A 21,177-nucleotide genomic window follows, 5' to 3' on the forward strand; every position below is an offset into this window, starting at 1 on the left:
CTTAACTGAACTGTTTTGAATTTCAAGTGTGAATTCAAAACTCTGCGCTCACAATTCCGAACTCTTGGAACTGCTTAACTCTCGCTTCTTCTGCCTCTAAAAACAGGTTGCCAATGCCAAATAAAAGCTCCATCGTGCCTCGATAGCCAACTTTAGTAAATTGACCATTACCTAAGCGGTCATAAATGGGCAATCCTAAACGATAAAGAGGAATCGAGAGACGTTTTGCGATCGCACCCACATTCGAGTTACCAATTAGCAAATCAGAACCGCCTGCTAGACTCTCAAAGTCTTCCAAATCGCCGATGGTAATGCTTTTAACTGGGAGTTTTTCTAAAAGAGGCGATCGCGTGGTTGTCACCACTGCATGAATTTGCGCTCCCATCGATTGCAGGAAATGCACCGTTGACCACAGCAAATCTGGTTCCAACGCTAAAGAAACTCGTTTTGCACCAAAATAAAAGTGAGTGTCCAGCATCGCATCTTGCAACTGACGACGTTGGCGGCGGTATTTTTCGGGTACGCTATTACCGCTCAGGATCGCCAATGCTTGGATAAACTCATCTACTGGTTCTAATCCCGTCAGTTCGCCAAACACCTCATAAGGTGTGCCAAAGCGTTCTTCCAGAATCTTTGCAGCCCCCCGCATACTTTCACCCAATGCCAGGGTAAAAGCAGAACTACCTACTTCTCGTAGCTGTTTTAAGGTAGTTCCACTGACTGTAACCGCACTATAACTATCCTCTAAATGTCCATCTAGAGAAGCGCCAAGATCAGGTACAAAGATCGGCACTAATCCAAAGGAGGTGACTATCTCTTTGATTTCCTGTATATCTCCAGGTGTGAAGGCAGAACCCGCCAAAATCGTGACTTGTTCAGTTCTGAGTCCACCTGCGCGAGGAATTTCCTTAACTATGCTTTCCACAGCAACAGCAAAGCCATCTTGTAACGCACCTTTAAAATCTGGGGTAGGTGCAAAAACGATCACTAAATCATTCAATTCGGGATGGCGATCGCGGATTTCCTTAAGAAATCCCTCAATGTCATCTCCCCTAGTTTCCGTTAACCCAGTGGTACATAAACCAATAATTTCCGGGTTAGCCTTTTCTACCAGAGTCAGAATCGCTTGCTCCACATTCTCTTCACCGCCCAAGATAGTAGTGACTTCCGTCATCGCTGTGGTAGCTAGGGGAATCGCTTCCCGGAAATGCCGCACGAGGACAACTTTGGCGAAAGCAGTACAACCTTGAGAACCGTGGAATAAGGGCATTGTTCCTTTCAATCCCAAAAAGGCTAAGGTTGCGCCCAAAGCTTGACTCTGCTTGAGGGGATTAACTGTCAGTGCTTTGTTAGAAGCGGTAACGATCGCCATTTAAACTTCCTCCTCTTCTTCCCAAGGAGCGGGTTTGCGTATTTGTTCCCAAATCGGGCTATACAGAGCTTCGTACAGTTCCCGCGCCATCTCAATCATTCCCACATAACCTGCATAAGGATGGTGGCGTTCTTGGTTGATATCAAGGAAAGGAATTCTAGCTTTCAAAGCTGTGTATTGGTTACGTCCACCAGCAATCAGCATATCTGCGCGAGTGTCTTTAACCAGTTGTAGCAATTCTTGAGCGTTGCCTTTCTCTAGCATGATGCCATCGTTGCCAATCAACTTCTTGATTTTGGCTTTATCTTCTTCAGTACTTTTCCGAGTACTGGTAGCAACAACTTCAATGCCTAAGTCTCTAGCAGCCGAAATAATCGACCAACTCTTGACACCACCAGTATATAAAACAACTCGCTTACCTTTGAGTCGAGCGCGATAAGGAGCCAATGCCAAATCTAAAGCAGCCGTTTCTTCTGCAATTAGCTTTTCTGTCCGCTCCTGTAAATCAGCGTCGCCTAATTTAGCGGCGATGTTTCGCAGACAGCGATTCATATCATCGATGCCGTAGAAAGACTCTTCAATGTAAGGGATGTTGTAACGCTCCTCCATCTTTCTCGCCATATTGAGCAGCGCTCGCGAGCAGATCATGACGTTGAGCTTGGCGCGGTGGGCGTAGCGAATTTCATTGTAGCGAGCATCGCCCGTAATTTTAGACAAAATACGGATGCCTAATTTTTCTAACAGTGGTGTTACTCCCCACATTTCACCGGCGATGTTGTATTCACCGATTAAGTTAATATCATAGGGCGTTGTATGTTCCGGTTCTGCTGTTCCGACAACATATTCTAATAAAGATTCACCGCCAAAACGGTTGCCGAGATTTTTACTGCCAATGAATCCTGGAGCAATGACAGGAACAACAGGAGTACCAATTTTCTCAGCCGCAGCTTTGCAGACAGCATCGATATCATCGCCAATTAGGGCTGTAACGCAAGTGGCATAGACGAATACTGCTGCTGGTTGGTAGCGCTCGTGAAGTTCCAGAATCGCTTTGTAGAGTTTCTTTTCGCCACCGAAGATGACATCATTTTCACCCAAGTCTGTGGTAAAGCCCATTTTGTAGAGTTGAGGGCCAGACGACAGACTACCACGACTGCCCCAGGAATTACCAGCACAGGCGATCGGCCCGTGGACTAAATGAGCAGCATCTGCGATCGGCACTAGAGCAATCATTGCACCATCAAAGGCACAGCCCCCTTGAGCCGCGCCAGGTTGTGCCTGTTGGGCGCAAGACTTGTTTTTCTTCTCGGATTGTTTGTGCTGATTATGTTCGCATCCTGTCTCAGTCAGCAGCTCGTTGATTTTGCCTTGGGTGCTTTTCATCTCTCTTCTCTTAATTATTAATTGTCCTTTGTCATTTGTCATTTGTCCTTTGAATAACTAACAACTAATGACTAATAACTAATGACCAATGACCAATGACAAATGACTAACAAATGTATTTTGTGACATCCTCTCCACAAACATCGGTCAGGTAAGATAAAGCGCGGAAACGCAATCCTACAAATTCGTCATATAAAGGATTGAGTTTACATAGTGGTGGAATATCAATAGACTTCCCAAATAATTTAATTTGTCGCTCAAAGGGACAACAACAAGGAATTGTTTGGCAAATTAGATGAGCGAAGCGATTATTTTTAACCTGAATTTCATCCACTACACTACGCAACGGATTAAGAAGATTGTGGAACCATCCTCGTTTTTTCTGGTTAGGTGGATGGTAGTTAGGATGAGGATGAGTGTGAGTGTGTTCGTGAGTGTGATTGATGGTTTCCATTTATCAATTCCTTGGGTAAATGCTATCAAGAAAAAGGGGAGTTGGGGATTGGGAATTAGGGATTGGGCATGGGGCATTGGGCATTGGGCATTGGGTGTTTTCCCAGTCCCTAGTCCTCAGTCCCCAGTCCCCAGTCCCTACTCCCGACTCCCCTTCTTCACCCTTTAATTAACACGTTGTGTTTCTACGCAATTTCTAACGAATCAAGTCGTAGGAAATATCTGTCTTAGAAGGAATGTTGGTGTTGCGATCGATTTCTTCAAACAGGGTGTTTACAGTCCAGTTGAGGAGGTTGATCACACCTTGATAACCAATGGTGGCGTAGCGGTGTAGGTGGTGGCGATCCATGATGGGGTAGCCGATTCTCACGAGGGGAATCTTGGTGTCGCGCCACAGGTACTTACCGTATGTGTTACCAACTAAGAAGTCTACTGGTTCGGTGAACAACAGTGAACGCATGTGCCACAAGTCCTTACCAGGCCAAACAGTTGCATGTTGACCGAAGGGGCTAGAAGCAAGCAGTTCTTTCATTTCTGCTTCAAATACTTCGTTGCTGTTGTGAACCAAGATATGCACAGGTTCAGCACCCATTTCTAGCATAAAGCCAACTACGCTGTATACTAAATCTGGTTCGCCGTAGATAGCGAAGCGCTTGCCGTGAATCCATGAGTGAGAGTCAGTCATGGCATCAACTGCACGACCGCGTTCGATTTCCAATTCTTCAGGAATGGGGATACCGCTCAATTCGCTGAGTTTCATCAAGAACTCATCAGTACCCTTAATGCCCCAAGGACGGGAAACTGAGGTTGGTTGCTTCCACTCTTTTTCAATGTACTCGCGGGTTTTGGGTGTAGAGTGTGCTTGCAGAGCGATCGTAGCTTTCGCATTGATTGAATCTGCTGCATCTTCTAGCTTTGTTCCACCTGGGTACATATCGAATTCACCTGTGTTGGGTGAATCGAGGTAGTCGCTGTTGTCGGCTAAAATTGTGTAGTCAAAGCCGAACAAGGAAGCAATCCGCTTGATTTCGCGGTTGTTGCCTACGTAGGTGTCAAAACCTGGGATGAAGTTGATTTTACCATTGCTGGTTTCTTTCTTATGACCTGCGGTCAAGTTAGAAAGAATTCCCTTCATCATGTTGTCGTAACCAGTGATGTGGGAACCGACAAAGCTAGGGGTGTGAGCGTAAGGTACTGGGAAATCTTGAGGAACTGAACCAGCTTGCTTAGAGTTGTTGATGAAGGCTTGTAAGTCATCACCAATTACTTCTGCCATACAGGTGGTGCAGACAGCGATCATCTTAGGCTTGTAGAGTTGGTAAGAGTTCGCCAACCCGTCGATCATGTTTTGCAGACCACCAAACACGGCTGCATCTTCAGTCATTGAAGAAGATACACCAGAGAATGGCTCTTTGTAGTGACGGGTTAAGTGGGTGCGGAAGTAAGCAACGCAACCTTGAGAACCTTGAACGAAAGGTAGAGTACCTTCAAAACCAACAGCAGCAAAGATTGCTCCTAGTGGTTGGCAGCCTTTAGCAGGGTTAACGGTTAAAGCTTCACGAGCGAAGTTCTTTTCACGATAATCCCAACCCTTTGTCCACTCTGAAACCCGTTTTACTTCTTCGGGATCGTGACCGTTTTCAAACTGCTTTTTGTTTTCAAATAGCTGTTGGTACTCAGGCTGGTGGAATAACTCGACGTGATCTTGAATTTTTTCTGGATTCTGAGGCATTTCTTCTGGACTCCAAGCTTACTGAATTCTTTTACTGATTGAGGTGGGAGAGACGCGATTAATCGCGTCTGTACAAGGGAGTGGGAATATGATTCAAAATTCAAAATGCAAAAATCAAAATAAATTTTTAATCTTTCAATTTTGAATTTTGGATTCCCAACTCCCCCCTGGGGTTTTAGCCCCAGGTTATCCTTACTTATCTCTCTCTCCCATTTCCCTAAACGGCAGCCTTAGCCTTAGCTTCAGCCTTCTTAGCCTGAGCTTTTTCATTCCAAGGAGCGCCAATTAATCCCCAGGTTGGGCTGTTGAGTGCTAAGTCCATGTCACGTGCGAAGATGGCAAAGCCGTCATAACCGTGATAAGGGCCGGAGTAATCCTTTTTGTGGTTTAATTCTTTTAAATAGCCTAATGTTTACAGTAAACAGTGTCTGTTCTAAACATTGTTCGCTGATAACACATTTATTTTTAGGCTAAATATAGGCTAAAAACACAGCGATGCATAATCAGGGTCAAGACAAGTATCAACAAGCTTTTGCAGACTTAGAGCCTGTTTCATCTACCGATGGCAGTTTTCTTGGCTCAAGTCTGCAAGCACAGCAGCAAAAAGAACACATGAGAACGAAAGTACTACTAGAATTAGAAAAAGTTAATCTGCGTTTGAAGTCTGCAAAGGCAAAGGTGACAATCAGAGAATCGAATGGAAGTCTGCAATTACGGGCGACGTTACCAATTAAACCGGGAGACAAAGATAGCAATAGTACTGGCAGAAAACAATACAATATCAGTTTGAATATTCCCTCTAACTTAGATGGACTTAAAACGGCTGAGGAAGAAGCCTATGAATTAGGGAAGTTAATCGCTCGTAAAACGTTTGAATGGAATGATAAATATTTAGGTAATGAGGCAATTAAAAAAGAATTTAAGACTATAGGAGAATTACTCGAACAATTTGAGAGTGAGTATTTTAAAACTCATAAACGAACTACTAAAAGCGAACATACTTTTTTTTATTACTTTTCCCGAGCAAAAAGATTTACGAATCCTAAAGATTTGGCAACTGCTGAAAATCTGGTCAGTTTAATTGAACAAATCGATAAGGAATGGGCTAAGTATAATGCAGCTAGAGCGATCGCAGCATTTTGCATGACATTTAAAATCGAAATCGATTTATCTAAATATTCCAAAATGCCGGAGAATAATTCCCGCAATATACCTACAGATGCGGAAATATATGATGGAATTCTCAAGTTTGAAGATTACCAACATAATAGAGGTAATCAAGTTAATCAAAATCTTCAAGATAGCTGGCAGCTTTGGCGGTGGGCTTATGGAATGTTAGCAGTTTTTGGTTTACGTCCACGGGAACTTTTTATTAATCCTGATATTGATTGGTGGTTGAGTCAAGAAAATACAGATTTGACATGGAAAGTTCATAAAGATTGTAAAACTGGTGAGAGACAAGCATTACCATTACATCGGCAATGGATTGAAGATTTTGATTTGAAAAATCCGAAATATTTAGAGATGTTGAGGAGTGCGATCGCTAAAAAAGATAACACTAATCATGCTGAGATAACGGCGTTAACACAGCGAGTTAGTTGGTGGTTTCGCAAAATAGGATTAGATTTTAAACCTTATGATTTACGTCACGCTTGGGCAATCCGGGCGCATATTTTGGGAGTACCAATTAAAGCTGCGGCGGATAATTTAGGGCATAGTGTACAAGTTCACACGCAAACTTATCAGCGTTGGTTTTCGTTAGATATGCGGAAGTTGGCAATTAATCAGGCGTTAAGTAAGAGGAATGAAGTTGAGTTGATTAGAGAGGAGAACAATAAGTTGAGGATGGAAAATGATAAGTTGAGGTTAGAGATTGAGAAGTTGAGGATGGAAATGGTTTATAAACAAAGTTAAATTTCCTGATAAATCATATCAGTTTGGGTTTTGGGGCTATTTGATCCGGCTTTCAACAATCAGGCATTTATTGCTGCAATAACTGGTGTGGAAATTATAGCGGCAACTACCATGCGATCGCGCAGTGGAAGTATTAGCATTACAGATGCGACAAGAACACGCAATCAGTTCAAAATTGGTTTATAGAAAGACTATCAAATTGTTGAAATCACAGAAAATATCATTAATTCCGGAATGGTATTATCTGAAACTTATGGTTTAAGAGGTTATGATGCTATTCAACTAGCAGTAGGTCGTGTAGTCAACAACATTTCCATTGCTAATGGATTACCTCCTATTACCTTTGTATCCGCAGATAATGAGTTGAATGCAGCAGTTGTAAGTGAGGAATTAATGATTGAAAACCATAATAGTCACCCATAATGCAGACTCACTTATGATATTTAGTACTGAGGATGTAGTTCATTGCACTGCGCTACAATGCACCCTACTAGCTAAGTGCATTTGACTAGGTTTGATATAATTACTGATGCCAGTCAGCTATCTTAAGTTTAAGCTTTAATAAACTCCAACAAAATTATAAACTATGCAAGAAGATGATTTAGAAGAATTACGTAAAGGATTTCTTGAAGCTATTGCTGCTCATAAGTTCATAGAATTAAAGCTTGGCAGTGACCGAAGTAATGAAATTAATAAGCTGAAGCAACAGTGGAGAAGAATCAAACAAATCTTTACTTATATTCCAGATTTGGATATGGAACCAAATCCCATTAGCTCTAAATACCAAGATTTTGAATTGCAATTACTCAAACTTCAATGGGAATTAGAATCTACCAAAACCCAACTTCTGGATCAGCAGAGAATAACCAACAATCTTATTAAGCAAAATGCTGTGGCTTTAAAACAAATTAAAGAATTAAGTAATTTTATTAATATACCTCCTAATTTAGAGCATATAGATTATTCAGATTTAGATACTTTAAAAAACCTGATTAATGAATTATAATAATTTTCAATACAAAGATGAGTAATGATGAACTGATCAAAGCACTGGAAGCTGCGAATGATGGAAGAGTGCCTTCACCATTTGGCTCACTTGAATTTAAAATTCCAGGATCTCCGGTGTCTATTCAAGCAAAAAAAGCGGCAAGGGACGAGTACGTTTCTCGCATAAAGTCTTCATTTGAAAAAATTTATTACTTATTGATTGGTGATATTCATTTAGAGTTTCGCTGGTACGTATCAGCCAAGAGTCGTTACGAGACAGATGCAAACTCTGATCTTGATAATGCTTTGAAGCCAACAATAGATGCGCTAACTGGCCTTGACGGACTATTCATCGACGATTGCCAAGTTAGAAGTCTTCATGTCGCTTGGTCACACTCGATGTCAGGTACTGAATATATTAACGTCAGAATAGATTTTGTGCCAGACGAGTGGTGTTGCCGTGATGATGTCATATTCATCGATATCGGACAGGGGCTGTGTGTATTAGCACCTAAACTTTTGCCAACAGAAGGAAAACAGCTATGGACAAGTATGTTGAAGACTATGGCTATTTCAAAAGACGCATTGCTTTCTTTTGGAGTATCTTATCCAAGCGTTGCCAGCTTGCTTGGAGCACCAAGACCTTTTCATAGAACTAGGGTTAGAGGGTTTGAGGTTGTAACTCTAAATGAGTATGCAAATAACAGCTAACAAGCAATTGTGATCGCATCCCTCCCGCAGGGTGCGTTGTCGAAAAAAACAGAGCTATTTTACTCAAAAACAATGCCGCGATAAATTTCTGCCATCGGCAATTGAATACTAACTGAATCTAAAGAAATAGATAACTCTAAGCCGCTAAAATCACTGAGCAACCAACCTTGAGCTTGCTTGCTATAGCGTTCAACAAAAGGTTCATCCTGTTCGACTAATAAATATTCGCTAAAGCTTGCAATTGAGCGATACATCCGAAATTTACTGAGTCGGTCGTAATCTGCGGTGGAAGGAGATAAGACTTCAACAATCAGCACGGGATTTAATACTTCATCTAAACGTTCAGCATTTAGTTGCGGTTCGCCGTTAAAAACCATTACATCTGGATATACTCCGCGTCGATGTTCAGGAATCCACAGCCGTAAATCGCTGTTAATCGGCTCGAATTGAGTATCGCGTAGCACAGTACTAAAATAGGTCAGAATGTTCCGACCGATGCGGCTATGTTTAAGCGTTCCTCCAGGCATGAGTACAATTTCTCCATCTCGATATTCGCTGCGTCCTTCGGCTTTTTCTTCGATCGCGCGATATTCATCCAAGCTGTAGCGGCGCGAGATGGTAGAAATCATAGGTTGTAAGCGATCGCTAATGGTTGGGAATTAATAAATCTATTATAGAGATATAGAAAGCCTGTTTGCGATCGCTACTCGCAAACAGACTTGACTTTTTCTAGTTTTCTAATTAAGCTTGCTCCCAAAGCTCACGGATACGGTCGGGAAGCCAGCCAGCAATTTCCTGAATCCGCTCTTGGGAAAGTTCGTCTTTGGTAGCAGAAAATACCGCTTTAACTGCCTGTTCTGCGTCAACTGTTCCTGGAATCCCTCCTTCATTAGCAACCCGCCGCAGAAATAGATTGGAATCAATTCCAATGGGAGCTGGGCCTCTTAAAGGTTGACGGATGCGACTTAAAAATCTCACAATGGGATTGGTGTCTTTCCAGAGTTCAGCCACTTCAAACTGGAGCGCTTTTTCATCTGTAGGCACAGCCTCTGTATGCAGTTCTGACTCGACGCGATCGCTTGCTTCTGTGGTCATTAAGTCGCGCATGACGCGAAACACAACTTCGGTAAAGTCTCTTGCATCATACAAATCTGCAAATCCGCTTTTAACCATAACCTTTTCAAGAAAGGAGTGATGTTCATCAGCGATCGCAGTTCGAGTATCTTCGATCTCTGTTGGGTCAACTTCTGGAATATTTGTTCTAAAACTTTGATCTGGCATTGTTTTTCTTCTGGTTATTAATTTTGAGTCTTTATGCTTATATGTAAGGTCGCACAAATCAAAAACCCTTGGAATCTTCCAGAAGTTTGAGATGACATCTATTCAAAAGTTAGAAATTTTTCTCATCTGCATTTAGATACGTAGCATTATTATGTCTCTACAAGGGTTCTGGATAACGCATATTTAATTTAACCCGATGCTTATTAAGTAGAGCAATACTCGTAGACATCGCCCATTGGTGTCAAAAAACGTCAGAATAAATAAGTTGGTATAAAAGCAGCCGAAACAAAGATGGTAGAAACAACAAACATCGAAATTAATACTGCAAAAGTCAAAGTACCCAACGATGACTTAGAAATCGATGCTTACTTAGCTCAACCAGCAGAAAATGGAACTTTTGGAGCGGTGATAGTTTTTCCAGAAATTTTTGGAATCAATAGTAATATTCGAGATATCACCGAACTAATCGCTAAACAAGGTTATGTAGCAATAGCCCCTGCAATGTATCAACGTATTGCTCCCGGTTTTGAAGCTGATTTTAGCGCTGAAGATGTTGGGTTTAGTCCAGAAAGCTATAGGCTGGGGTTGGAATACTATCAACAAGTAAAGTATCAAGATATCTTAAGTGATATTCAAGCTGCGATCGCCTACTTAAAAACTTTACCCAATGTCAAAGATGATGCAATCGGTGTCATTGGTTTCTGTTTTGGCGGTCATGTTGCTTACATCGCTGCGACTTTCCCTGATATCAAAGCAACAGCTTCGTTTTATGGTGGTGGAATTACCACTTCTAGTTATGGTGAAGAGACTCCAACCATTAATCGTACCTCGGAAATTAAAGGTACTATTTATGCATTTTTTGGTACAAGAGATACATTAGTTTCCCAGGAAGAAAACGAGCAAATTGAGGCAGAATTAAAGAAACATCAAATAAATCATCGTGTATTTCGATACAATGCCGGACATGGATTCTTTGCTGGATTTTTCAAAGATAAGTACCCATTTATGGAACAACACCCAAGTTACAATCCTGAAGCTGCTCCTGATGCTTGGCAATATGTTCTAGAACTGTTTCAAAATCACTTGTGATATGGTTACAAGCTAATCAATCTTCCTTTAAAAATGTTCGTAGTCGGGACTTTAGTTCTGATTTTGTTCGTATAGCGTCTCGTAGAGAGGACTAAAGTCCTCACTACAAAACAAAATTACAAGACTGCGATTCTATTGCTTTTAACCTTTTAAGTTTTTCAGCAGTAATTGACAACCACATAAAAACGGATTTGGATTTTCGATGCGATTGTCCGCCAGCACTTCAATAGGAAGCTTGCTATTGTAAATCAATTCGTCATAATCCATCAACGCATCCCACTTGATTTTGCCAGTTGGGAAGCCTAGTTGTGAAGCACCATCAGCTATTAACTCTTGCCATTTCTGAATCTCTGGATCTTGGGATTTACAGTAATCGAGAATGGCAATAAATGCACCAGTCTTGGTAACTCGTAAGATTTCTTGAAGAGCAAGAACTGGATTGCTAACGACACAGAAGGTAAATCCCGATGCTGCTGCATCAAAGCTATTATCAGGAAAATCAAGATTGCAGATATCCGATACCTTGAAGGTGATGTCTGCGGATACGCGTTTTTTACGTGCTTCATCCATCATCTTCTCAGAAAGATCAACACCCACAACATTTACCCCTTCTGGGTAAGCTGAAAGATTAAGACCTGTTCCTACCGCAGCATCTAGCACGGTTTGTCCTGGCTGAAGCTGCAAAGAAGCAATCAAAGGTTCGCGATCAATGTGCCAATAACGCTTCATAATTGCGTCATAATCCACTGCGCTCTGATCGTAGGTTTCAATCACCTGATTAATCTGCATAGCTTCCTTAAAAAATAGAACTACTGGTTTTAACCACCTATTCACTGTATAATAATGCGAATTTATAAAGTTTGAATACCGTAATGGTAACTAGATGACTTGGCAATTCCAAATTAGTGTTAAACCACTTCATTAAGGTTTAGCTGAAGAGGAATCTGAATGATAAACTCAGTTCCTTTTCCAGAAGTTGAGAAACACTCTAGTTTGCCGCCATGTTTTTCTGTGATGATTTGGTAGCTGATAGACATACCCATTCCGGTTCCTTTGCCAATGGGTTTGGTAGTAAAAAAAGGATCGAATATTCGTTGCTGAAATTCTTTAGATATACCGACTCCGTTATCAGCGATCGCTATTTCTAACCACGTTGAATTAATTACAGATGTGCGAATCTTAATTCGGCTGGGATTTTTCTCAATCTCCTTATAGGTATGCTTAGTATTATTTTCTTCCAACGCATCAATCGCATTTACTAAAATATTCATAAACACCTGGTTGAGTTGTCCGGCATAGCATTCGACTAGGGGTATAGTGCCGTAGTCTTTAATCACCTCAATTTCAGGTTGTTCTGGTTTAGCTTTGAGGCGGTGCTGCAAAATCATCAAGGTACTGTCGATGCCTTCATGAATATCAACACTTTTGAATTCCGCTTCGTCGATGCGGGAGAAGTTTCGCAACGACAGTACAATTTGGCGAATGCGATCGGTGCCTACTTTCATGGAAGACAACATTTTTGGTAAGTCTTCTTGCAAAAACTCTAGTTCGATGTCTTCGGCAACGGTTTGAATTTCAGCCGCAGGGTTGGGATCGTGCTGCTGATACAATTGCACAAACGCTAATAAATCCTGGGTATATTCCTGCACATAGACGAGGTTGCCATGAATAAAGTTGACTGGATTATTAATTTCGTGTGCGACTCCAGCAACTAGTTGTCCCAGACTAGACATTTTTTCACTTTGAATAACTTGAGATTGAGTGCGCTGCAATTCCTCTAATGCATTTTTGAGTTCAGTAGTACGTTCTTCTACCCGATCTTCTAGTTTTTCTTTACTTTTCTCTAAAGCGGTAAACGATTCATGTAGTTGCTCTGCCATGTAGTTGAAAGAGTTAGACAGGGTATTAAGTTCTTGAATAACGCCTGTTTCTACTGTCTGAGCTAAATTGCCTGATGCCATTGCCTCACTTGCCAAATTTAGGCGCAGAATCGGGCGTACAATCCAATGGGAGGTAAATACGCCCATCACAGAGGCAACGACTAATGCACCAAAACAAAGTGCGATCGTGGTGCGCGTATTAGCGTTAATTTGCGCCATAAATGTGTTTTCTGGCACACTTACTACCATCAGCCAATTCAAGCCGTACTTGTCACGCCAAGGTACAACATCGACAAAATGCCGTTTTCCTTGTACCTCAAGTTGAAAATCTGTGTCTTGGGTGATAGATGCAAACCCAGAGGTTTGGAGGTGTTTGGCAATTTTTTGTATGATTGTGTCAGAACTGTCGATCGCTCGTAATCGTCGGATATCTTGATTGACGAGGACAAAAGGCTTTTCTGTACCAGAACTGGCGATTAATGTGCCATCTCGCTCTAAAAGGAATACTTCCCCAGACTTACTAATATCTAAATTGCGTAAAAAATCGCTGAGTTTTAACAGATGGATATCGCAGGCAATCATGCCTAGTAAGCGATTTTGCGAGTCATAAATGGGACGACTGGCAGAAGCAGCTATGTAAGGGCCGGTGGGATAATTTCCAGTTACAATCTTTGCCCAAATAGGTTTAGCAGCAGCGATGGGTTGAGTATACCAAGATTCCTTAAAATTGTTCCAATCCCACCGAGCATTAACCTGAGTTCGATTACCTTGATTATCTGTGGCGTATGTGGAAGTATTATTGGGAGGCTTGGCAGTCCAATCATCAATGGTGATCGTTTTGCCGTCATAACGAGCGGCTCCAAGACCCTCGCCTGTCGTTAGCCCGATACCAATATAAGTCAGATCAGAGGCGTGCATCTGATCCCAGAAATACTTGCCAACGGTTTGGCGATCGCGCACGTCTAATATTCCCCTGCGGATGGCATCTGCATTGATCTGATTAAGGGTTTGTGGAATAGCAAGATAAGACTTCAAATGTTCATCCACTACCTCGCTCGTGCGATCTATTAACTGTTCTGCTAGGTCGTTAACTGCTCTTTGTCCATTTTTAAACGACAAATAACCCACTAGACTGACCGCTCCAAAAATTTGGATCAGGAAGGGAACAACAAGAACAATCTGTAAGGGGAACGCTTTATCTTTGCGGGGATAGGGAATCTTCATTGTTGCAAACTGGAGGTTGTGCTAATTTGATTTGCTTCTATAGTTCCCAAGATGCCCACATACTCACCTTTGTTTAGTTTTTTAGTCTAGTTACCGGGTTAAACGCTAGCTTTACCCAGATAGGACATGACACGCTGATTAATTCATCTGGTAGTTCTTTGGGAGTTCTCAAAGGATATACAGGTTCAGTACATTTAGCGTAATTGTGAATGCGATCGCTAGCACTGCTACGTCTCTTTTTCAAAAAGCAATGTCTACGACAAACTGCTTCTCTACATTCGCGCAGTGTGTCGCAGACAAAGGCTTTACGTAGCTTGCTTCGACCTAAGAGTATGCATCTACGCAATTATTTAAACTAGACCAAATTTTGAGTAATAGCACACATGCTAACTTGTTACTGCTGTCTTTCCATTCTTACTCTCCACACTGGCAACAAATGACGGTTGCTCCCCGCCAGGAGTTAGCGACTCGCCTCGCAATCCCTTACGACGCTGGCTTTTAGGGACTCCTCCCGCCATACCGTATTCCACACTGCTTTTGCCATACCGAGTCCCAACTGCCATTAACATGTGTTCTGTCATATCTCCCAACTTGTCTTCTGTTTCCAGCATTTCCCGGTACAATTTATCCAAGCTGGAAAGGGCACTGTTATATGCGTTTTCTTTAGTTCGCATCATTTCGATCAAGGTTGAAAAGGCAGGTAAAGTGAGTCCATTGCCTAAATCTAAACTTGGATCAATAGAGTTTATGCTAGCTGCACGACGCACTGCTCTTTCTAATACTGCGGAAGTTCTTTTTCTCCGAGCCATGACCTACACCTTGTAATACAGTACGGTTGATATTCTTTACCTTAAAGAACTTCCGTATTGATCAGCCTGAGAGAATTCCGGCAAATCTGCAATAGCTTTTGTTACATAAGAATAATTACAGCAGATTGCGCGAACTACTTAAATGAGAAAGCAAACTGGGGTTTGAATAAGTAAAAGCTGCTTTTGCTTGCGGAAAACACCAAAATGAGAAAGCAAACTGGGGTTTGAATAAGTAAAAGCTGCTTTTGCTTGCGGAAAACACCAAAATGAGAAAGCAAACTGGGGTTTGAATAAGTAAAAGCTGCTTTTGCTTACTAAATTCGGCTTTATCTATATTTTTGGGCTGCAATGACCAGTTATGATTATCGTGATGGTAGTGCGATCGCAAAACATAGTGCCTAAAGAGAGCAATCCAAACAACTGCTAGAAATTGCTAAAACATGACTAAAGCTCGGTTTTAGGTGAACCGAGCATGGATTGAAATTTTATTTGATGATCGTTATGACGCTTAGAGATGTTTGAAAAGTTCTTAGTGATGTATCAAATCCTTTTAGATCCCCCTAAATCCCCCTTATATATAAAGGGGGACTTTGATTCCAGTTCCCTTTTTAAGGGGAGCTTTGATTCTAGTTCCCTCCTTTTTAAGGGGGGTTAGAGGGGATCAATAAATGCCTAACAATCACAGCCAACTACTTTTTAAACAACCTCTTAGAAGATGTTTTAAAAGCCTCGAAAGTTATAATTTTGCAGTTCTGCGTGGGTTAAGTACAACGCTAAATTAAGGTTTTAACTATGTACTAAGATGCAATGCTTTCCTAACAATGAGAGCAAAAAAACTTTTTAAAACATCATCGTAAACAATCACAATTGCTTTTGTAATAAGGCAAAGGAATTTTACTTGCGAGTTAGGTTAAGCAGTTCTTTGGGAGAAGCAAGTAAATCAATAGCTACGAAATAAATTTGACCTTGAGGATCGAGTAAAAATCGCCAAGCAATATTCATCCCAACATTACCTCCAAACCAAGGAGTTTCGACTGTACCAGTAATTTTATGCTGTGTATAACCATCTTCGATAGTTTCCGAAACGCCTTTAGTTGGCTTCATTACTAACCCTTGTCCCTCATCTCTTAGGTAAGAAGTGATAGCTTCTCGACCAACAATTGGTTTTTGGAAGGGTGGTTGCAGTGCCCCGTTATTAGCAAATAAAGCAACAGCAGCTTCAAAGTTATCTGCATTCATAGCTTCAATGTATTTCAGCACTGTTGGTTCTGTAACTCCCTCAATAGTAAATTGAGGACTTAAGGATGTACGTGGAAACTTAAAGTTTATTTGTGCTTGCTTTTTATCAGCCAGAGACGGATCAAACCCCATATTTACTACAGTATTGCGTAGTACAGTAATTTGCTGACTCTGATCGATTTTCTGAACAGCTTCTAACACTGCTTTAACTTGAGGTGACATTTGATAGCCAACTGGCATTGGAGCTACAATACCCTGTTTCATCCACTCTCCTAACTGCCACCAGAATCCCAGCTTGGCGTTGACACCAAAATATGCATAAGAACGGCTAATAGGAGTGTCAGCATTACTCGCTAAATCTCTCATTAATTGCGTTTGTTCTTCATGAGACATCTGCTTAATTTCGTTGAAAATACCTTCCATTAATTGGAGATTTGCTTTTCCGGGAGCAGCTGGAGTAATTGTACGACCTAGTTCAGCGTAGGCATACCAGAGAAATGCCAATTGATCATCAATGTTGAGTTCAGCAAACATTGCTGTAGTGGCTGGAACAGCATCTGCCACTTGAGTGTTAGAGAAAATATTGCGTGCAGACTCGATAGTATAATTCATGCTTGTTACCTTAAAGATTTACCTGCTCAATAGTTACTTTCGGCTACATTTTGTAGCTTAAAAGATAAATCTAGGGCTTTTTTTTGAATGACACAATTATCCCTAGATATCTAAATTCAAATTATTATCATTCACTACTCTCGCATCATAGCTGGTAAACGTTAACAAAAGACTAAGATTTATCTAATGAATATCATTGAATTAAATGTATATACTATTATTTTGTAAGTTTATAGTTTCCTAACTTTTTTTGAGAAAAATATCTCTCTCTAAAGAAAGATATTAATGATTTAGGATTGCTATAGCATCTATAGCAATCCTAAATCATTGGCGAAAATCCCTTTTTATTTTCTCTGCGTTCTCTACGCCACTGTGATAGCCAAGCGCAACCTAAAAAAGAAAGCCCCGGAAATGTTGAGTTTCGTTCCTCAAACGCCACTTGCTCCTCCCTTGGCGCTAGCCTCTTACAAATGGGAGAAGGGGAGACGCGCAAGGGACACATATTTAATATTTGAACAAATTAAGTACGGATTAAAGGGACGAATCAAAGGGGTTTATTGACTATTGTCTCTTGCCTTCTACGCAAATAATTATGGCTACGCTCCCGTGAGGGATACAAAAATCAAAGCAGATTGCTATATCTGGAATGTATTAAATAATTTATTATACCTAAAATAATTAAATGAGCCGGGTAGAACAGATAAAACCATTTAGCTCGTGAACCTTGTTTACCATTGAATTGAAAAACAATGAATCCTGCAAGAATTGCCCAATGCTGAAATATATTATGGATAAATAAAGTTCCTAAAATAAACTCAAAGATGCACCAGCAAAGCAACCATACGCTAGGCTTCAGTTTGTCTGTTAAAGACATCAAGAAAATTACTCCAATCCCATAAGCTCCATATTCAACACCCAAACTCTCGGCAACTGCTGCACTCAAGCCAATAATTATTAATTGCTGCCATAAATGCGAATAATGCCTTATTAAACGCAACATCACAAGTCCAAGAACAAGCGTGTAGAGAATATTAAGTGATAAACTCCGAAAAACAAAACTATAAATAGGCTGAGATATAATTGCTGTAATTAATAGTCTGCTCCCATAGCGGTATACATTTTGGGTGTGTTTTTCGCCTTTAGCCAAAAGCCATGCAAACAGGGGAAAACTCAATCGTCCAATAAAGTGCAAAATTCTGAACTCAGGCATTAGTAAATAGCACACATGATCCATAACCATGAACACTGCGGCTAAGATTTTAATGCTAAAAGCTGAAACTTTAATCACAATGTTATAGTTACCTTGGATTCCTTGATATAAAATCCCTAAAATCTTATTAATTTAATATAAGAGTTCTTCAAAATCCTAGCAATTTGATAACATTAACAAAAAGGGCAATGTCTACAATAGGCTATTCCACATTGCTCTCTTTAGCAGGAAATGCAGAAACCCTATGGCAAAGCGTAAAAAAAGCAATCTCCAGTGGATAAAAGAAACCCTTGAACTAAAACCTGACCATCGTTGGGAATCTCCATCAGGTTACAAAATATTTGTAGCAGATAGAGGCGCTGTTCGCTTCAATGTTCCCCAGGATTGGATTCTTGAGCCACAAGACAAATCTTTCAAATTCCTCGATAAAAAACCGCCTAACGATGATTGCTGTCTAGAAGTATCTTTCAATCGTCTGCCACCCAACGACTGGAGCCAGTTTCCACTAAAATCTACATTGAAAAAGGTGATGGAAGACGACAGTCGTAACATCATTGCTAGGGGAGAAATTGTTACCATCAAACGCCAAACAGCTAGAATTGTCTGGACAGAGATGAAGTTCATTGATGTTCAAGAAGAACCACGGGAAGCTTTTTCGCGGACTTGTATTGGTTTGGGGTCAAATGTTCAATGCTTAATTACATTCGATTATTGGGCAGATCAAGCAGAACAATTAATACCCGTTTGGGATGAAGCGATGCGTAGCCTCACACTAGGGTTGTATATCCGTGACCCCATGACTGGTTTAGCTTTCCCAGACTGAGTTACAGCAATAAATTGTGAGTATCTATTAAATTGAGGCGTAAGCATAACCCAGGGCGGGCATCTTGCCTGCCTCAAAAAACAATGGACGGGTAAGATAGGCTTCATTTGTAATTCAAACCTTAAAACTCTAGCATTAGAGATTACTTAAGTCATAATTCAATAGTTACTTTTATCGCTAGTTCATAGCTGTTTTAACTCATATCATTATAAGCATCAGACATCAACCAGACTAAAGTTTATTGAACTTTAATGATGTAGTTTAGCAAAGGAGATTTAGTGATGAATACCTGTGTTACATTTGAAGCGGGATAGTAATAAAGTTACAAAGCTATAGTTTAGGTTCTATATACCTAACTGGTGCGCTAACCTCTGGTATTAGCGTATGTCGCCGAGTACTTGAAACTATACCATCGTTTGATTAGCTCAGTTGGTAGAGCGATCGACTCATAATCGAAAGGTCACAGGTTCGACTCCTGTATCAAACTCCAGGAAGTTAGCTCACTGGTAGAGCAATCGACTCATAATCGATGTGTTGTAGGTTCGATTCCTATACTTTCACCCAACCCTGTCCGGGTCAAAAGACACTACCCTTCCAAGGTAGCCAATATGGTACGGATCTTAACAGATTCGAGACCCCTCATTTTCTCAACTCTGCGTGCAAGTGTTCTGCTATCGGTCATTACTCGTAAGGGTGATGTTCGGTAGCCACAGTCAAGAAGCAAGCGCAACTGCATTTCTCCCTAACTTGAGTATGTTCCTTCGTTTTCTACATCTAGTTTTTCTTCGAGATTCTAGATTAGCAACCGAACGGCATATTTGAGCGCGGTTCTCTTTTTGTAGATTGCTATTGAGCAGTCGAAGAAAAGCAACAGCAATCTTAATCCAGCTTTGGAGAAGCTTTTGCCCACACCTAAACTGTAAACACTTGCATTGCAGAGTAAAAAAATCTTTTGCATTATGTACAGCAAAAATCTAATCACTACCCCATTAGCGGCTGAAAGTAATTTAGAAAACTTGCAAACTGATAATTTAGCACTTTTACGATCGCATGGTTTAGCTGAATACAATACTGCCGAAGAAATAGCCTTGGGGATGGGAATAAGCCTGGAAAACCTGTGCTTTTTAACAACTAGTACATCTCTAACTAGACATTACTTCCCTTTCAAAATATCAAAAAAGACAGGTGGAGACAGAATTATTTCTGCACCAAAGCCCGAACTGAAAGCTGCTCAAAGGTGGATTTTAGAGAATATTTTAGAGAAATTAGAAATTCATAATGCAGCGCACGGCTTTTGTAAAAATCGTTCGATAGTCACTAATGCTAAACCCCATGTTGGTGCAAATGTAATAGTCAATATTGATTTAAAGAATTTTTTTCAGTCAATTTCTTACAAACGTGTCAAAGAATTATTTTCTGGGTTTGGTTATTCAGAACCTACGGCGACAATTTTCGGGTTGATTTGTACAACTGCTGAAATAGCAATAAATGGACAAATTAACTATACAGCTTCTGAAAACCGCCATTTACCTCAAGGTTCGCCTGCAAGTCCTGCTATTTCTAATCTAGTTTGCCTTAATCTCGATAGTCGTCTTGCTGCGATCGCTGAAAATCTTGGGTTTTGCTATACGCGGTACGCTGACGATTTAACATTTTCTGCTTCTGAGGATGTATCATCAAAAATATCTAATTTGATTAAAAACACTAAATTTATTATTACTAGTGAAGGTTTTACTGTGAATGATAATAAAACCAAGATTTCTGGTAAATCAGTGCGGCAAGAAGTAACAGGTGTTATTGTAAATACACAATTAAATATATCTAAAAAGACATTAAAAGCCTTTCGTGCAACTCTATATCAAATAGAACAAGAAGGTTTTTCAGGAAAAACTTGGGGAAAATCAAGTAATTTAATTGCCGCAATTACCGGGTTTGCAAATTATGTAGCAATGATTAACCCAAACAAAGGTGCAGAATTTAAATCAAGCGTGGAACGCATCAAGCAGAAATATGGTGACTCTCAAACTGATGAAGTACCTTTTTAAAGGTGCTTATTTAGCTAGAAAAGACTTATTTAGGTGTACCTCAGCTAAGAATAGCCAGCGCAAATGGAATTTATTCTTTTAACTTTTTTCCTGTGCTAGATTTGAACCGGGATAGTAACAAAGTCACAAAGCTGTAGTTTGGGTTCTGTATACCCGACTGGTACGCTAACCTCTGGTAATAGCGTATACCGCTCAGTGATTTCAACTATTTCACCATGAAAGTTAGCTCATTTGGTAAAGCGGTCGGTGTATCGCCGATTGGTTATAGGTTCGATTCCTATACTTTCACCCAAAAACCCTCGCCCTGGGTATGGGCACCTTGTTAGGGACAAGGCAGCCTTATGGCTACACAAATGTATTGGGTGTTCAAAAAACCTCAATCAAAAAACTTCTTGTTTTTTCTTGTTTTTCCT

20 protein-coding genes, 3 tRNA genes and 1 pseudogene are annotated in these 21,177 nt (G+C 40.6%); 11 read left to right on the forward strand and 13 right to left on the reverse strand.

The features are described 5' to 3' along the window. Positions 1-34: 34 nt before the first annotated feature. The 5 genes and pseudogenes from nifN to H6G86_RS40090 all read right to left on the reverse strand — a co-directional run. Positions 35-1,372 carry a nitrogenase iron-molybdenum cofactor biosynthesis protein NifN gene (gene nifN / locus H6G86_RS00370; protein WP_190932632.1) on the reverse strand — a complete coding sequence of 446 codons (1,338 nt, stop codon included), beginning with the start codon at positions 1,370-1,372 and terminating at the stop codon, positions 35-37. Then, complete coding sequence (nifE, locus tag H6G86_RS00375; protein WP_163927026.1) at positions 1,373-2,755, reverse strand: nitrogenase iron-molybdenum cofactor biosynthesis protein NifE; 1,383 nt, start codon at positions 2,753-2,755, stop codon at positions 1,373-1,375. It abuts the gene before it with no gap. Between the two features lie 106 nt (positions 2,756-2,861). Next, the gene (locus H6G86_RS00380) at positions 2,862-3,209 is read right to left on the reverse strand and encodes a Mo-dependent nitrogenase C-terminal domain-containing protein (RefSeq protein WP_190932633.1); all 348 of its coding nucleotides are present in this window, start codon (positions 3,207-3,209) and stop codon (positions 2,862-2,864) included. Between the two features lie 195 nt (positions 3,210-3,404). After that, complete coding sequence (gene nifK, locus H6G86_RS00385; protein WP_012407198.1) at positions 3,405-4,940, reverse strand: nitrogenase molybdenum-iron protein subunit beta; 1,536 nt, start codon at positions 4,938-4,940, stop codon at positions 3,405-3,407. Positions 4,941-5,157: 217 nt separating this feature from the next. Next, positions 5,158-5,325, reverse strand: a pseudogene (locus H6G86_RS40090) (nitrogenase molybdenum-iron protein alpha chain); the annotation flags it as partial. Positions 5,326-5,435: 110 nt separating this feature from the next. Between H6G86_RS40090 and H6G86_RS00395 the strand changes: the two are divergent. The 5 genes from H6G86_RS00395 to H6G86_RS00410 all read left to right on the forward strand — a co-directional run bounded on the left by H6G86_RS00395 (position 5,436) and on the right by H6G86_RS00410 (position 8,552). After that, entirely contained in the window at positions 5,436-6,854 is a 1,419-nt protein-coding gene (locus H6G86_RS00395) for a site-specific integrase (protein ID WP_190932634.1), read from the forward strand. A 30-nt stretch (positions 6,855-6,884) separates the two neighbouring features. Then, entirely contained in the window at positions 6,885-7,040 is a 156-nt protein-coding gene (locus tag H6G86_RS38465) for a hypothetical protein (protein ID WP_242064644.1), read from the forward strand. Positions 7,041-7,088: 48 nt separating this feature from the next. Further along, positions 7,089-7,277 (forward strand): PIN domain-containing protein, encoded by a 189-nt coding sequence (locus tag H6G86_RS38470; protein ID WP_242064645.1) that lies wholly within the window; start codon positions 7,089-7,091, stop codon positions 7,275-7,277. Between the two features lie 163 nt (positions 7,278-7,440). Next, on the forward strand, positions 7,441-7,860 hold the full coding sequence (locus H6G86_RS00405) for a hypothetical protein (protein ID WP_190932635.1): 420 nt from the start codon (positions 7,441-7,443) through the stop codon (positions 7,858-7,860). A 17-nt stretch (positions 7,861-7,877) separates the two neighbouring features. Further along, positions 7,878-8,552, forward strand: coding sequence for a RusA family crossover junction endodeoxyribonuclease (locus tag H6G86_RS00410; RefSeq protein ID WP_190932636.1), 675 nt, complete (start codon positions 7,878-7,880; stop codon positions 8,550-8,552). Between the two features lie 59 nt (positions 8,553-8,611). On the opposite strand, the gene H6G86_RS00415 is transcribed toward H6G86_RS00410, so the two are convergent. Both H6G86_RS00415 and H6G86_RS00420 read right to left on the reverse strand, forming a co-directional pair. Next, positions 8,612-9,181 (reverse strand): Uma2 family endonuclease, encoded by a 570-nt coding sequence (locus tag H6G86_RS00415; RefSeq protein WP_190932637.1) that lies wholly within the window; start codon positions 9,179-9,181, stop codon positions 8,612-8,614. A gap of 112 nt (positions 9,182-9,293) precedes the next feature. Next, a complete protein-coding gene (locus tag H6G86_RS00420; RefSeq protein WP_114083665.1) occupies positions 9,294-9,833 on the reverse strand; it encodes a DUF2267 domain-containing protein in 540 nt (179 codons plus the stop codon). Between the two features lie 291 nt (positions 9,834-10,124). Between H6G86_RS00420 and H6G86_RS00425 the strand changes: the two genes are divergently transcribed. After that, positions 10,125-10,922, forward strand: a complete 798-nt coding sequence (locus tag H6G86_RS00425; RefSeq protein ID WP_190932638.1) for a dienelactone hydrolase family protein — start codon at positions 10,125-10,127, stop codon at positions 10,920-10,922. 141 nt (positions 10,923-11,063) lie between these two features. Here the strand turns inward: H6G86_RS00425 and H6G86_RS00430 are convergent, their stop codons facing one another. The 6 genes from H6G86_RS00430 to H6G86_RS00455 form a co-directional block, all read right to left on the reverse strand. Next, entirely contained in the window at positions 11,064-11,711 is a 648-nt protein-coding gene (locus tag H6G86_RS00430) for a class I SAM-dependent methyltransferase (protein WP_190932900.1), read from the reverse strand. Positions 11,712-11,830: 119 nt separating this feature from the next. After that, a complete protein-coding gene (locus H6G86_RS00435; protein ID WP_190932639.1) occupies positions 11,831-14,026 on the reverse strand; it encodes a sensor histidine kinase in 2,196 nt (731 codons plus the stop codon). Between the two features lie 73 nt (positions 14,027-14,099). Beyond that, positions 14,100-14,270, reverse strand: a complete 171-nt coding sequence (locus H6G86_RS00440) for a hypothetical protein (RefSeq protein WP_190932640.1) — start codon at positions 14,268-14,270, stop codon at positions 14,100-14,102. A gap of 142 nt (positions 14,271-14,412) precedes the next feature. Then, positions 14,413-14,835, reverse strand: coding sequence for a hypothetical protein (locus H6G86_RS00445; protein ID WP_190932641.1), 423 nt, complete (start codon positions 14,833-14,835; stop codon positions 14,413-14,415). 894 nt (positions 14,836-15,729) lie between these two features. After that, positions 15,730-16,686, reverse strand: a complete 957-nt coding sequence (locus H6G86_RS00450; protein ID WP_190932642.1) for an orange carotenoid protein N-terminal domain-containing protein — start codon at positions 16,684-16,686, stop codon at positions 15,730-15,732. Positions 16,687-17,308: 622 nt separating this feature from the next. Continuing rightward, positions 17,309-17,974, reverse strand: a complete 666-nt coding sequence (locus tag H6G86_RS00455) for a TraX family protein (RefSeq protein WP_190932643.1) — start codon at positions 17,972-17,974, stop codon at positions 17,309-17,311. Positions 17,975-18,140: 166 nt separating this feature from the next. On the opposite strand from H6G86_RS00455, the gene H6G86_RS00460 reads away from it, so the two are divergent. The 5 genes from H6G86_RS00460 to H6G86_RS00480 all read left to right on the forward strand — a co-directional run bounded on the left by H6G86_RS00460 (position 18,141) and on the right by H6G86_RS00480 (position 21,056). Then, positions 18,141-18,719, forward strand: a complete 579-nt coding sequence (locus tag H6G86_RS00460; RefSeq protein ID WP_163926960.1) for an Alr1449 family protein — start codon at positions 18,141-18,143, stop codon at positions 18,717-18,719. Positions 18,720-19,133: 414 nt separating this feature from the next. Then, a tRNA-Met gene (locus H6G86_RS00465) sits at positions 19,134-19,209 on the forward strand. Then, positions 19,209-19,283 (forward strand) — tRNA-Met (locus H6G86_RS00470). The genes H6G86_RS00465 and H6G86_RS00470 overlap by 1 nt, the downstream gene beginning before the upstream one ends. Positions 19,284-19,678: 395 nt before the next feature. Beyond that, positions 19,679-20,764 carry a reverse transcriptase family protein gene (locus H6G86_RS00475; RefSeq protein ID WP_190932644.1) on the forward strand — a complete coding sequence of 362 codons (1,086 nt, stop codon included), beginning with the start codon at positions 19,679-19,681 and terminating at the stop codon, positions 20,762-20,764. A gap of 216 nt (positions 20,765-20,980) precedes the next feature. Continuing rightward, positions 20,981-21,056: transfer RNA gene (locus H6G86_RS00480), tRNA-Ile, on the forward strand. Positions 21,057-21,177: the final 121 nt, after the last annotated feature.

Source organism: Nostoc sp. FACHB-133 (genome assembly GCF_014698055.1).
In the GTDB taxonomy this organism is placed as follows: domain Bacteria; phylum Cyanobacteriota; class Cyanobacteriia; order Cyanobacteriales; family Nostocaceae; genus Nostoc.

Coding starts and splice junctions, on each gene's coding strand:
- H6G86_RS00415 (WP_190932637.1), bottom strand. CDS start 9,181: ATGATTTCTACCATCTCGCGCCGCTACAGCTTGGATGAATATCGCGCG.
- nifK (WP_012407198.1), bottom strand. CDS start 4,940: ATGCCTCAGAATCCAGAAAAAATTCAAGATCACGTCGAGTTATTCCAC.
- H6G86_RS00405 (WP_190932635.1), top strand. CDS start 7,441: ATGCAAGAAGATGATTTAGAAGAATTACGTAAAGGATTTCTTGAAGCT.
- nifN (WP_190932632.1), bottom strand. CDS start 1,372: ATGGCGATCGTTACCGCTTCTAACAAAGCACTGACAGTTAATCCCCTC.
- H6G86_RS00450 (WP_190932642.1), bottom strand. CDS start 16,686: ATGAATTATACTATCGAGTCTGCACGCAATATTTTCTCTAACACTCAA.
- H6G86_RS00430 (WP_190932900.1), bottom strand. CDS start 11,711: ATGCAGATTAATCAGGTGATTGAAACCTACGATCAGAGCGCAGTGGAT.
- H6G86_RS00435 (WP_190932639.1), bottom strand. CDS start 14,026: ATGAAGATTCCCTATCCCCGCAAAGATAAAGCGTTCCCCTTACAGATT.
- H6G86_RS00380 (WP_190932633.1), bottom strand. CDS start 3,209: ATGGAAACCATCAATCACACTCACGAACACACTCACACTCATCCTCAT.
- H6G86_RS00460 (WP_163926960.1), top strand. CDS start 18,141: ATGGCAAAGCGTAAAAAAAGCAATCTCCAGTGGATAAAAGAAACCCTT.
- H6G86_RS00475 (WP_190932644.1), top strand. CDS start 19,679: ATGTACAGCAAAAATCTAATCACTACCCCATTAGCGGCTGAAAGTAAT.
- H6G86_RS00420 (WP_114083665.1), bottom strand. CDS start 9,833: ATGCCAGATCAAAGTTTTAGAACAAATATTCCAGAAGTTGACCCAACA.
- H6G86_RS00410 (WP_190932636.1), top strand. CDS start 7,878: ATGAGTAATGATGAACTGATCAAAGCACTGGAAGCTGCGAATGATGGA.
- H6G86_RS00425 (WP_190932638.1), top strand. CDS start 10,125: ATGGTAGAAACAACAAACATCGAAATTAATACTGCAAAAGTCAAAGTA.
- H6G86_RS00395 (WP_190932634.1), top strand. CDS start 5,436: ATGCATAATCAGGGTCAAGACAAGTATCAACAAGCTTTTGCAGACTTA.
- H6G86_RS00445 (WP_190932641.1), bottom strand. CDS start 14,835: ATGGCTCGGAGAAAAAGAACTTCCGCAGTATTAGAAAGAGCAGTGCGT.
- H6G86_RS38470 (WP_242064645.1), top strand. CDS start 7,089: ATGGTATTATCTGAAACTTATGGTTTAAGAGGTTATGATGCTATTCAA.
- nifE (WP_163927026.1), bottom strand. CDS start 2,755: ATGAAAAGCACCCAAGGCAAAATCAACGAGCTGCTGACTGAGACAGGA.